General features: G+C 28.7%; 13 protein-coding genes. 1 reads left to right on the top strand and 12 read right to left on the bottom strand.

All coding sequences use genetic code 11. The features are described 5' to 3' along the window. Positions 1 to 47 precede the first annotated feature (47 nt). The 6 genes from BUB33_RS11940 to BUB33_RS11915 form a co-directional block, all read right to left on the bottom strand. On the bottom strand, positions 48 to 1,223 hold the full coding sequence (locus BUB33_RS11940; protein WP_072976663.1) for a class I SAM-dependent methyltransferase: 1,176 nt from the start codon (positions 1,221 to 1,223) through the stop codon (positions 48 to 50). 203 nt (positions 1,224 to 1,426) lie between these two features. After that, positions 1,427 to 3,505 (bottom strand): methyl-accepting chemotaxis protein, encoded by a 2,079-nt coding sequence (locus BUB33_RS11935; RefSeq protein ID WP_072976660.1) that lies wholly within the window; start codon positions 3,503 to 3,505, stop codon positions 1,427 to 1,429. Between the two features lie 148 nt (positions 3,506 to 3,653). Further along, positions 3,654 to 4,376, bottom strand: coding sequence for an NAD-dependent protein deacylase (locus tag BUB33_RS11930; RefSeq protein WP_072976658.1), 723 nt, complete (start codon positions 4,374 to 4,376; stop codon positions 3,654 to 3,656). Between the two features lie 27 nt (positions 4,377 to 4,403). Further along, a complete protein-coding gene (locus BUB33_RS11925) occupies positions 4,404 to 5,009 on the bottom strand; it encodes a histidine phosphatase family protein (RefSeq protein ID WP_072976655.1) in 606 nt (201 codons plus the stop codon). A 36-nt stretch (positions 5,010 to 5,045) separates the two neighbouring features. Next, positions 5,046 to 5,414: a zinc ribbon domain-containing protein gene (locus BUB33_RS11920; protein ID WP_072976653.1), complete on the bottom strand. Its 369-nt coding sequence runs from the start codon at positions 5,412 to 5,414 to the stop codon at positions 5,046 to 5,048. A gap of 40 nt (positions 5,415 to 5,454) precedes the next feature. Continuing rightward, positions 5,455 to 6,000, bottom strand: a complete 546-nt coding sequence (locus BUB33_RS11915) for a GNAT family N-acetyltransferase (RefSeq protein ID WP_072976651.1) — start codon at positions 5,998 to 6,000, stop codon at positions 5,455 to 5,457. A gap of 123 nt (positions 6,001 to 6,123) precedes the next feature. Between BUB33_RS11915 and BUB33_RS16780 the strand changes: the two genes are divergently transcribed. After that, on the top strand, positions 6,124 to 6,249 hold the full coding sequence (locus BUB33_RS16780; protein WP_268807682.1) for a hypothetical protein: 126 nt from the start codon (positions 6,124 to 6,126) through the stop codon (positions 6,247 to 6,249). Positions 6,250 to 6,307: 58 nt separating this feature from the next. Here the strand turns inward: BUB33_RS16780 and BUB33_RS11905 are convergent, their stop codons facing one another. The 6 genes from BUB33_RS11905 to BUB33_RS11880 form a co-directional block, all read right to left on the bottom strand. Next, positions 6,308 to 6,868 carry a DEAD/DEAH box helicase family protein gene (locus BUB33_RS11905; RefSeq protein ID WP_072976650.1) on the bottom strand — a complete coding sequence of 187 codons (561 nt, stop codon included), beginning with the start codon at positions 6,866 to 6,868 and terminating at the stop codon, positions 6,308 to 6,310. A gap of 99 nt (positions 6,869 to 6,967) precedes the next feature. After that, positions 6,968 to 7,726 (bottom strand): class I SAM-dependent methyltransferase, encoded by a 759-nt coding sequence (locus tag BUB33_RS11900; RefSeq protein ID WP_072976649.1) that lies wholly within the window; start codon positions 7,724 to 7,726, stop codon positions 6,968 to 6,970. Positions 7,727 to 7,924: 198 nt separating this feature from the next. After that, positions 7,925 to 8,611 carry a 5'-methylthioadenosine/adenosylhomocysteine nucleosidase gene (locus tag BUB33_RS11895; RefSeq protein ID WP_072976648.1) on the bottom strand — a complete coding sequence of 229 codons (687 nt, stop codon included), beginning with the start codon at positions 8,609 to 8,611 and terminating at the stop codon, positions 7,925 to 7,927. Between the two features lie 81 nt (positions 8,612 to 8,692). Then, entirely contained in the window at positions 8,693 to 11,611 is a 2,919-nt protein-coding gene (locus BUB33_RS11890) for an insulinase family protein (RefSeq protein ID WP_072976647.1), read from the bottom strand. Between the two features lie 22 nt (positions 11,612 to 11,633). Continuing rightward, a complete protein-coding gene (locus BUB33_RS11885; protein WP_072976646.1) occupies positions 11,634 to 12,671 on the bottom strand; it encodes a DmpA family aminopeptidase in 1,038 nt (345 codons plus the stop codon). A 221-nt stretch (positions 12,672 to 12,892) separates the two neighbouring features. Continuing rightward, the gene (locus BUB33_RS11880) at positions 12,893 to 13,084 is read right to left on the bottom strand and encodes a cysteine-rich CWC family protein (RefSeq protein WP_072976721.1); all 192 of its coding nucleotides are present in this window, start codon (positions 13,082 to 13,084) and stop codon (positions 12,893 to 12,895) included. Between the last annotated feature and the right edge of the window lie 88 nt (positions 13,085 to 13,172).

Here is a 13,172-nt window from a genome sequence, read left to right as displayed (position 1 = left end):
TTTTACCTATTAAGCAAAGTATATTATAGCGAATATATAGTCATTTTCTAATTTAATTTTTTAATTATTTTTTCACCTAGTTCTTTTTCAATATATAAATCCTTTAACCCCCAAAATTTTTTAAATTCAATATATTTGTTTATAGATTCCTTCTTATTTTTATTATTAGTTTTCATAGCCCTTATTAATATATTTTTAGGAGTATGCTCCATATCTATAAATTCTAATAATTGTACCTGATAACCTAATATCTCTAATATATTAGCCCTAAGACTGTCTGTCACTAAAGATGCTAACTTTTCCTTTATTATTCCATGGCTCAACATTGGCTCTAACACTGGATTTTTGATTTTATCATAGAATTCATGTTGACAGCAAGGTACTGAAAGAATTGCTTCCGCTTCCCAATTTATAGCTTTCACTAATGCTGCATCAGTAGCAATATCACATGCATGAAGGGTAACCACCATATTTACTTTATGAAATCCATCATAATCCTTTATATCTCCATGTATAAATTTTAATCTTTCATAATTTAAATCCAGTGCCACCTCATTACAAAATTCAATTACATCTTGTTTTAAATCAAGACCTATTATATTTACATCCAAACCCAAAACATTTACAAGATAATAATATAGTGCAAAAGTTAAATAAGACTTTCCGCATCCAAAGTCTACAATATTTAATGTCTTATCTTTATTCATTCTTTGAATAACATCAGATACCATCTCTAGAAATCTATTTATCTGTTTAAACTTATCATATCTTTTAGAAACTACTTTGCCATTTTCATTCATTACTCCAAGTCTTATGAGAAAATCAACAGGCTCTCCCTCTTCAATTATATATGACTTTTTCCTATTATGTGAGAAATCCAACTGCTTTTTTGTAGGTTTCTTTTTTAAAATAGAAGCTTCACCCTTTTTATTTATTAGCAATTGATAATCTGCTTCCTTTGTAAAAATCATACCTTGTTTAAACTTATGTGTTAAAAGTTTTTCTATCTCATTAATAGAAGATAAAGGTTCAAGATTTTTATGTAACACTTTATTTCTATATTCATAGGCAAATTGCAGCCTTATTTCCTTTTGTATAAGTACTGGTTTAATGATTACCTTACTAAAACTCTCTTCATCCTTTATTCTAAGATTGCTAAGCACTCCATATGTAATTTCATTATTCAAAATAATTTCATTTAATAATTCCACAACTTCATTCATTAAAAATCTCCTTATATTAATTGTCAACTATCGCTCTAAACTTTTCATTTCCCTATATATTCTGCTATTTCTATGATTTAATATTATTATAGCACAGAAAATGCCATAATAATATTAAATCTTTTCTTATCTTAAATGTTAATATAGTCATAAAAAAATAAAAACTGAGTCAGTGAAAGAACACACTGATTCAGCTTTTATCATTATAATTTAAATCTACTAACTAATTCATTCAGCTTTTCTATAGTTTTAGCTAAATTGTCTGTATTATTAGATATAGTTTCCATTGTCGCAGCCTGCTCTTCCATAGAAGCTGATAATTCTTCTGTTGAAGCTGCTGTTTCTTCTGTTACAGAAGATATACTTTGAATAGCTAATATAGCATCTTCTTTTTCACTATTGACCATTTCCAACCTTTCATCTAATTTTTTTATAGCATCTATGGATGCCAATATAGATCTATATATTTCGTCAAAGTTATTTTTAACTTGTACTAAAGTATTGTCTGCATCCATTAAAGCCTTTTCTGACTCATCCATACTTCCTCTTGTAGTTTCAACCTCATATTGAATATCATTTAATATATCTTCTATACTCTTAGTTGCCTCTCCTGTTTGCTCAGATAGTTTTCTTATTTCCTCTGCCACTACTGCAAATCCTTTACCTGCCTCACCAGCCCTAGCTGCTTCTATAGCTGCATTTAAAGCTAATAAATTGGTTTGCTCTGAAATATTTATTATTGTATTTAATATACTAACAATAGATTTAGATTTTTCTGATAAAGAATTGATGTTTTTGGCAACTATTCGAGTAGTTTTATTTGTAGTATTAAACTTTTCAACCATGTTTTCCATTGCCTGTGAACCTTCTTCATTTATTTTCTGAGCTCTAGTTGAGTTTTCTACTACTATTTCACCGTTCTCTACTGCTTCCTTTATTTCATTAGCCAATCTATATAATCTTTCTGAACCTGTTTCTGCATCTTCAGCCTGTCCCATAGAGGCTTGTGCTAATTCTTCCACGGTTTTCGCCATATCATTTATAGATTGAGTGGTTTCATTTGTAGCAGTAGTTAATGTAGTGGTACTTTCTATAATATCTGTCATAGTCAGCTCTATTGCTTTTATAATCTTTCCCATTTCTTCTCTCACAACTTTGGTTGCTCTAAACATAGCACCTACTTCATCATTTCTATTAATAAGGCTCTCTATTTTTTTACTATCTTCAATATGAGTTAAATCTAACTTTGATGTTCTGTCTAGGATTTCAGTAGCCATTGTTATTGGGTTGGAAATCCGTTTTCCCAAAATTAAAGATAAAACAGCTGCCAATATGGCAGATATAATAATAACTCCTACAATTATATAAATAGTCATATACATATTTTTTAATACTTCAGCCTTTGGTACAGTTAAAACTATAATCTTACCATCTTGCAACTTTGAAAATATCATGATTTTTCTTTGTCCTGTAAAATTACCATCTACTATTCCAATATCATTACTTTCCATCTCATCAGCTATATAACCATATTCTCCATCATTTATATTTCTTAAATTATTACTACTATCAAATTCAGGATGAATTAAAAAGTCATAATCTTTGTTTAGAAGAAAGGCATAGCCTGTCTCATATAATTTTATATTTTCTATATTCTCCACTACTTTTTCTACATTTAAGTCAATACCTATTGCTCCAATAGGTATATTATCAACTATAACTGGTCTTGAATATGTAATCACATTTAAATTAGCATTGCTAATATACATATCACTCCATATTCCTTTACCTAATCTTACACAATCAAAATACCAAGCAAATTTTGGATTGTTTTCATCCTTACTAGTAAATCCAGTAGGTAATGCTTTATTTATATTTCCATTATCATCAAGAGAAGCCCATATACCCTCTGTTCTTCCAGTATATTTAGAGTCAAATGCTATGAATATTCCAAGAGAATCCTTAGCATCTTTAGTCATTCTACTTATCATTGGATCTAAAAAGTTATCACTATAATTAGAAAGATATCCTTCCTCATACAATCTTTTTGTATCAATGGTAGCATCAATATTTTGATATATAGCTTCTCCTACAGTTTCATAAAAATCTAGACTTTCATTATAGTCTCTTGCATAAAGCTGCGTCCTATAATTAATAGCAGACTTCACTTCTTCTTCGATTACATGTTTACTTCTAAAAATACTAGTAATTCCTACTAACAAAGACATTACTATGGAGCAAATTAATACAGTTAATACAATTCTTGTACTGATCTTTTTCAATTTTGTCCCCTCTTTCTCACTGATTTGTGTAATTTTATGTACATGTATCTTTATTTTATATCGGCATTTTTCTGCAATTGTTTAGTTTTATCTACTTAAAAATACATTAAAGTCCTTGATTAATCAAGAACTTTAATGTATTCTTTCTTTATAAAATACTATTTAATACTTCTCCTATGCTTTTATTGAAGGTTAGTAAAGCCCTTTCATCATAATGAGTTTCTGATTTGTTGATTAAAATCAACTTATTTCCCTTATAATATTCTACTAAACTTGCAGCTGGATATACCATTAGAGATGTTCCCCCTACAATTAGCACATCAGCTTTTTGAATATATTCTATAGCCTTATGTAATATATCCATATCCAAACTCTCTTCATATAGTACTACATCGGGTTTTACAATTCCACCACATTCATCACATATTGGGATTCCTTCATTTTCTAATATATACTCAAGAGTAAAAAACTTACTACATTTAGTACAATAATTTCTATGTACTGAACCATGGAGTTCTAACACATTCTTTGACTCTGCCATTTGATGAAGCCCATCAATATTTTGTGTAATTATAGCCTTAAGTTTTCCTTTCCTCTCCAATTCTGTTAATGCAATATGAGCCAGATTTGGTTTCGCTTTTGTATAAATCATCTTTGTTTTATAAAACTCAAAGAAATCCTTAGTATCTCTTTTATAACATGTATGACTTAGCATATATTCTGGAGGAAATTTAGAGTTCTTTGATGTAGTATAAAGCCCTGCTGCAGACCTAAAATCAGGTATATTACTTTCAGTAGATACTCCTGCTCCTCCAAAGAATACGATATTGTCACTATCATCTATGATTGCTTTTAATTTTTCTATAGTCATATTATCAACTCCTATATAAAAATATTATTATTCTAAATGAGAAGTATCAGTTTCTAATACAAAATTAATATTGCCATTTACTACTTCTGCTATAGTTAATGAATTGTTTTCTATAAAGACGGAATTCCATAATTCTTCCAGTGGATATTTTTTTATAATTGAATAAATTGCTTTAATTACAACTCCATGAGATACTATTAAAATATTTTCTCCAACACTTTTATTTATTATTTCTTCTAATGTATTTTTTACCCTACTAAATAACTCATCAAAACTTTCTCCTTCCACTGGATTATATAAATGAGGCTTATTCCAAAAGTTAAAATATTCTATTGGATATAGTGCTTCTATTTCACTACTTTCCATTCCTTCCCATTTTCCAAATCCCATTTCTTTCAAAGAATCTAATGTAATTATTTTTGTATTCTTATCTCCCCTAATATACTTAGCCGTATTTAATGCTCTTTCTTGAGGACTAGAATATATATAATCAAAATCAATATCTTTTAATCTATATCCCAACTTTTTAGCATCTCTAATACCTTTTTCAGTCAGGTTAGAATTTTTCCATCCTTGAAGTCTTCCTTCCTTATTCCATTGAGTTTCTCCATGTCTAGTTATATATATTTTCAAACTCAACCCTCCATTTTATCTCATACAATAAATTTTTTAAAGTTTTCTTCCACATTTGGGACAATATTCAAAGTCTTCATCAATAGAATAATTGCAATTTGGACAAACTTGTTGTTTATGGTAATTTATATTTATAGGATGTAAGTCAGATTCTTTAATGTTTGTCATCTCCCCCCTCTCAATAGCCTGTCCTAGATTATTATCTATTGTATATATACTATCACAACAAGTACTTCTTACATAATATTTCTTATTCCATTTAAAAACAGGGATAAAAAACAAGCTAAAATATGTATAAGTCATAAACATTTCTAACCGTCCATAGGAGTTACAACTTGGACATATAATAGTCTGTACAAAGTCAATATCTTTTTCCTTTGTAGATATTCCAAATACAAAAAACATTTTCTCCCTCCAAGTTTCTTTATTTATCTTTATCTTAATGTTATTTCCTTTGGCTCTCCTTACACCAATCTTCAAAAAATATAGCCATAATATATTCATCACAGTATTTACCATCTCTAAAAAGTTCCTGTTTTAAAACTCCTTCAACTTTAAATCCACATTTCTCATAACATTTTTTTGCCCTTTCATTAAATGAAAATACATTTAATTTTATTTTATTTATATTCATTTGCTCAAATATAAATTTATTTAAAGTTCTCACTGCATCTGTACCATAGCCCTTACTCCAATAATTTTTATCTCCGATATATATACCTATGGTTACTATCCTATTTAACCAATCTACATTATTTATTCCACATCCTCCAATATATTTTCCTGTGTCTAAATCTTCTATTGCAAAGTTATAGGTATCTTTAAAATCCATAAGACCCTCAAACCATTTTTCTTCTTGTTCCAATATCATTGGATAAGGTATTTTATTTACTAATAGCCTTTTTACTTCACTGTCATTCATGTATTCATAAGCTAATTTAACATCTTCCTTTTTATATGCTCTTAATTTTACTTTCTCTCCATAATACATATTAAATTCCCCCATTACTTAAAATTTATTAAACACACATCTATATCTTCAATATCATCATAGAAATGTACTCTTTTAGATATTCCTCCCAATGTTTCAGAAATATCTGACCCCTGTTTGGCTATGGTAATAATTGGGATACCCTTTGCAAAGGCATATCCTGCTTCAATACCTAGACCTACTCCCTTTTCAGTTAAATCAATAACAACTAAATCACATTTATCTATTCACTTACAAATGCTCCATTAATGTATATCATCATTTGCCTTCCATCCTCTGTTTAAAATACAATAGATAGCATACATAGCTATAGTTTAAATCTTTCTTTAATCCTTTGTGCTACTTCTGATGGACTTAACTCTGTATTATTTATACTAATATAGTTTTCCTTTTTAATTTCACCATCTATTGAATTCAACCTATGTTTTTCCATTGTGCTTATTAAATCTCTTTCTGAAAATTGAATATTCCTCTTAGTTGGTTTATGTGCTAATCTATGGGGACTCTTATTACGTTCTAATCTTTCCCCTACCTCTGCTTCTAGTTCTACAAAATATACTTCTCCACCTTTTGATTCAAAAATATTACATACCTTATCTACATAATCCCAATCTTCTTGCATATCCAATGCCCATACATAAGTAAATATCAGCCCCTCCAAATCACTTTTTGCTACCGCTTCAAATATTTCCTGACGAAACAAACTAACTAGCCTTTTCCCTTCTTTTGAGCCATAGCTAAAAAAATGAGATACTAATTCAATTGTCATATGATTATGGAAAAGTTTTAGTCCCGTTATTTTTTCAAGCTCCTGTCCAACTGTCATTTTACCAACTGCTTGCGGTCCAAATATTAAAACCAATTTCATTTATCATCACCTAGTTCTTTTAAAATTATATCTCATACATCATGCTATCCCTTAAATTTATTAACATAAGTCTTTAAAACTCATATTATTCTTCCTAAGTTATTGTTTCTCTACTATTAAAAAATATCTATGTTCTAATGTTTCTATATGTCCTTGCTTTTCTAACTTATCCTGTAATTCAATAAGTTTATCAAAACATCTCTCTACTGAAAAGCCTGGAAATTCCCATTCAATTATTTTTGCATAAAATACAAATGCTCCTATATCGTAAAAATATGTTTTTGGAAAATATTCTCCTGTATCAATAATTTTCATTCCAGTATTTTTTGCTTCTTGTAATATTTTATCAAGGTTTAGGTCAATATCAGTTATATTAGGATACTCCCCTAATAAAAACTTTGATATTTCTCTATTATTCATTCCTCCAACCTGTTGAGTAATAAATAATCCACCTGGCTTTAAAATACGATTAATCTCCCATAAGCAAAATGATTCATGTCTATTTATTGCAATATCAAAGTAATCATCATCAAATGGTAAGTGGCTATCATCAAAAACGGGTCTTACTTCAATCCCATAGGGAGTTAATATTTCTTTACATAGTTCTATATTAGGTAAATAACTTTCTGTAACATAAGTTTTTCCTGGTGCAGGATTTAAAGATAAAAGAAACTCCCCTCCACCAGTTCCCATATCAAGTAATATTTTTTCATCTCTAATATATGACTTAACTATTTTTTTATAATCCCATGGCAATGCTTCTTCTTCCATACGATTATTTATATGAGAAAAATCCCAGCCTTTAAATGAATATTGTTCTTCATATTTCCAAATTTCTTTTAATTTCTTTAAATTCATAAAACTACACTCCTTTTAAATATATTAAATGATTTTTAAAAGTGCAGTTTACTGATAACTGACTAATTTGCTCGGCACAATCTGCTATCAGATTTTATAAACTGCACCGAGCATTTACCGAATTTAAGTTTCATACTAATCCTTCCTTTATAACTTATTTTCAATTTAGATTATATTTATATTTTAATCCTTAATCCATCATAGCATTTGTAACATATTCAAAACTATTTCTGCTGATTTATTGGCTGCAATAGTTTCAAATTCATTATAACTATTAGAAGCATCATTGTCAGCATTATCCGATATGCTTCTAATAATAACAAAGGGTATCTTGTTTATATGAGCCACATGTCCTATTGCAGAGCCTTCCATTTCAACACAATGTGGTGAATAATCTCTAATTAAACCTCTCTTTATTTCACTATCTTTAATGAAGCCTTCTCCACTAATTATTCTTCCAATATGATAATTCCAATTCTCACTTTTATACAGCTCACATGTATTTTTAGCAATTTCTATTAATCTTTCATCTGCCTCAAAACAATTTTTATAGGGGAAAAATTTCTCCATCTGAAATTTGTTTACATCATGATGGGTAACATTATTAGATATTACCACATCGCATATTTTAACTGATTCATGCAATCCTCCGGCAATGCCCGTATTTATAATACCATCCACACCAAATCTATCAATTAAAATTTGTGTACATGAAGCCGCATTTACCTTTCCAACTCCACAACAAGTTATTATAGTATTTTTTCCATCTATGGAGCCTATATAAAAATCAAATCCTGCAATATTCTCCTTTCTATCTATGTTTAGCTTATTCTTTAGTAATTCTATTTCCAGCTCCATGGCTCCCATAATTCCAATAGTATCCATTATATACTTCACCTCCTATAGATTTTTTTATCTTATTAATTTCAAACTAGGACATGGTATATATACCATGTCCCCTTATCTTTATTTCATTAATCTTACTAAGTTGTTAAATAACTCTTTGTTTTCTTTTATCTTATTTTCATTGCCTAATACACATAGATAATCTCGTTTCATTGTATAATCAAGTAATGGAGCAAATGATTTAATATTATCAAGTTTAGTTGATAGTACCTCATCTTTTATTTTTTGAATATCTTCATTAGTGATATTTGATATATATCTAATAGTTTGTAATTGTCCTTTCATATGAGGTGTCATAGCTGGTTCCAATCTGCTTATGGTTCCTATAATAAATTGAGTTAGTTCCAATTCATTTAATTTTAAATTAGCAACATACTCATGTATATTATCATATACAAATATAGTTTCTTTAAGATTAGGGTCACGATAAGAAAAGATAGTCATATGTCCTGTTCTTTCAAAGTTTATACCAACGCCATAAGCTCCTCCTTGGGCTCTAACTCTATTGTGCAGATAATCTCCATTTAATATAGTAGCCAATACCTTCATACTACCATTATACTCATAGCCAAGCTTATTAAAATTATATCCTTTAGCCACATATTGAACATTGGCAGATGAAAGTATCCCTTCATTTAATCTTTCTTCAGTAAAACCATATTGCTTCTCTATAAATTCTTCTTTGCATAATATTTCAGTTATTATTTGTACATTATCTCTTACAATAAATAAATCTTCTTCATCTCCTGTGAAACTGATAATTAAATTATTTCTATTAAATATCATACTATAGACTTTATTTAGATTAGATATTATTTCTTCCTTATTATCATCAAATCTTTCAATTATATCTGATACAAACCAATAGAAATCCAAGCCCTTTAACTTCTCCATATATTTCCATGATGCTGAAAAATAGGAACTTACTCTTCCAGCGGCAACAACATTACCCCTATTAAATATGTTCATTTCCATTCTAGATTTTATTTGGTGAAGTAATTCCTTAATTCTCTTATGATCTTCCAGTTTTGTTTCCTTTATTAACTCTGCAATCAATTGTATTAACTTAGGAATATTATCTCCTAATGCCTTACCACTTACAATAAATTTAGGACTAAACCTATGATTTTTCTCATCTTTAATAATTGCAGTAGTATCAAATTCAATTCCTCCAGTATTTACATAAATATGATTTGATAATTCACCATAGGATTTTGTTTTTGTATCTAATTTTCCTAATAATCCGGCTAATAAATTTATATATGGAATAAGTTTTTCTTCTACCATAGATGTATCAAAATATAAATCTAAATAAGCAATTTTACTTGTAAATATACTATGGAAAAGTATAGTTATTTCATTATCCTTTATAACCCTTTGAGGGACAATCTCAGCTTTCCAGTCTACATCAGATATTGCTAATTTAGGTATTGTTGCCTTAGCTTCCTCTGTATCATCAGATAATTGCATTTCTTTAAGTTTCTCATTTTCTAAAATCAAAGCTTCTATCTGTTCTTCACTAAGAGATTTTTTATATTTATCTAATTTCTTTTCTATATCTCTTTCTTTTTCTTCTCCTAAGCCTTTTTTAGGTTGTATTATAACAAGTGAGCTATGGGAATTATTAATAAGATTATCCCTAATATAATTTTCAAAGTAACTAGTACTTATACTCTCTCTAAGTTTATCTAAAACTTCTCCATATTGAAGATGACTTATAGGGTTACCATCATAGAGCCAACTATTTAAGGATAAAATATTATAAATAATACCCTTAGTTGGAAACTTAGATGCTTCTCGTAAATCATATTCAACTATATTTATACTAGCTTCAATTAACTTCTTATCAAAACCTTCTTCAACTAATTTATTTAAACTATCAAATATAATCTCTTGAAATTTTTCCTTTTTGTCTATAGAAGTATTTTTTGCAACTATACCAAAACCCTGCTGTAATCCTCCAACATCAGCTGAAAATATATCTTCACCAATTCCAGCATCAAGCAACGCTTTTTTAATAGGTGCTGCTTGTGATTCTATTAATACTTGCCCGATAATCTTATTCATTAAATAGCTTTCTAAATCTGAATTATCTCCTAAAACAAAGTTCAGACTTAGATAATCTCGGTTTTTATCATTATCATCAATTGAAACTGGATAATAATCTTTTATTTCATTTTTTAATTTAAAAGGTTTTTGTTTTTCGATATAGGAATCAACTTTAATTTCATCAAAACTGCATAAATAATTTTCATCTATAAATGAAAGTTCTTTATGTATATCTCCATTACCATAAATGTATATATAACTATTGGAAGGATGATAAAACTTTCTATGGAAATCTAAGAAGGCTTCATAGCTTAGTTCAGGAATTATATCTGGATCTCCACCTGATGAATACTGATAACATGTATCTGGAAATAGTGATTTAGCTATATTTTCCTCTAATATTTCCTCTGGTGATGAATAAGCTCCCTTCATTTCATTATATACAACACCTTTATAAGTTATTTTATCTTCTTTATTAAATAATTCATGATGCCAACCTTCTTGCATGAAAATACTAGGTAACTCGTATATCTTAGGATAAAAAACTGCGTCTAAGTAAACATCCATTAAATTAAAAAAATCTTTTTCATTTCTACTAGCTATAGGATATAAAGTCTTATCACTAAAAGTCATAGCATTAATAAAAGTTTGCAAAGAACTTTTTAACATATCCATAAAGGGTTCTTTGGTTGTGTATTTTCTTGAGCCTGATAATACACAATGTTCTAATATATGCGGCACACCTGTACTATCAGTTGGTGGTGTTCTGAATGCTATGGAAAACACTTTATTATCGTCATCATTTTCTAGATGAAGTAACCTAGCACCGGATTTTTCATGGTGAAAAATCCTTGCAACTGACTGTAATTCTTCTACCTTACTTTCTTCTATCAATTTAAATCCATGATAAATCTTATTAATTTCAAACATCTATTTTTCCTCCAATTAAAATTTATATTAAATCCTTTAAAGAATATACTGGTTTCCCATCTCTAGCAGTAGAAGTATGAGAGCATATTAAGGAATTCAATATAGCTTCTTCCGTTGCTTCAACGGTTGCTTTAAAAACCTTATTTATCTTGTTTTCATTAATCACCTGAATATTAACTATATCTTCTTCTTCATAATGCTCAATTACATTAGCTGTTGAAAATCCTATAACTACCTCTCCACTTCCATTACCTGTATAACTGCCTGTTCTTGATATTCCAGGATAAACCCTTTTTATTATACGCTTAATTTGTCGTGATGATAAAGGAATATCTGTAGCTAATATTAAAATTATAGATCCTTTGTCCTCCTTTATACTAATATCTTTTATCTTATCACTTAGCTTATTACCTAACTGCTGCCCATTTAAGACAAAATCCTTCAATGAACCAAAATTACTTAAAACTAATACTCCTAATGTATATTGTGTATTTCCTAGCTCAATAATCCTAGATGATGAACCAATACCCCCTTTTAATCCATAACATATCATACCTGTCCCAGCACCAACATTTCCTTCAGCAAAATCAATATCACATTTTTCTATAGCTTCATAAATATGTTCTTCTTTTATATGAAGTCCTCTAATATCGTTTATCTCTCCATCATTGCATTCACAAATAATAGGATTCACAGTACCAGTTGTATTGCCAATGTCATCATTATGATTCAGCATATATTTTACTAGGGCTTCATGAGCTGTGCCAACACTAAGTGTATTGGTAAGAATGATAGGTGTTTCTATAGTACCCAATTCTTCTATTTGTATAAGCCCCGTAGATTTACCGAATCCATTTATTACGTGACATGCTGCTATTAGCTTGTCTTTAAAAATATTACCTTCATGTGGTAATATTGCAGTTACTCCTGTCTTTATAACCCCATCATTTATTGTAGTATGACCTACCTTTACACCTTTTACATCGGTAATAGAGTTGTTATTTCCTGTTGCAAAAGTACCTATATTAATTCCATAATCTCTTATTTTTTTATCTGTCATTATTTTACACCTCTTTTGATATAAATACATTTATAATTTTGTCATATTTAATTGAATTTAGCATTTTTAAGTTTCTTATATTTAAATTTTAGCAAATTAAATTGTCTTATAATAACATATGAATATGATTAAATGCAATACCTTTTTCAAAATTTCTCCACTATCTTACAATAATAACAACCTATATTAAAGTAAAATATTTTCTTTTTATAAATTTATATTTATCTATTCAATTGTTCTTTATATTTATTAATACACTCCTTACATACACAAGCTTTACCTTTTTTCTCCTTAGGAATCATGTCTAATATAGCTGCTGGTATTTTAACAGTATGGCACCAACACTCTTCTTCACCATGTTGGCAATTATTATCTTTTCCACAAAGGGGACATGTTTTTTCTATTTCTTTCATATTCAATATAATCACTCCCTATACCAATTAGAATATAAGTTTTAAATGATTTAATATTATCCCCCAAGCACTTCACTTGAGGGATGTA

It is taken from the genome of Tissierella praeacuta DSM 18095, from assembly GCF_900128955.1.
Classification (GTDB): domain Bacteria; phylum Bacillota; class Clostridia; order Tissierellales; family Tissierellaceae; genus Tissierella; species Tissierella praeacuta.
The sequence above is the reverse complement of the archived record's forward strand: the minus strand, read 5'-3'. Positions and strand labels throughout refer to the sequence as shown.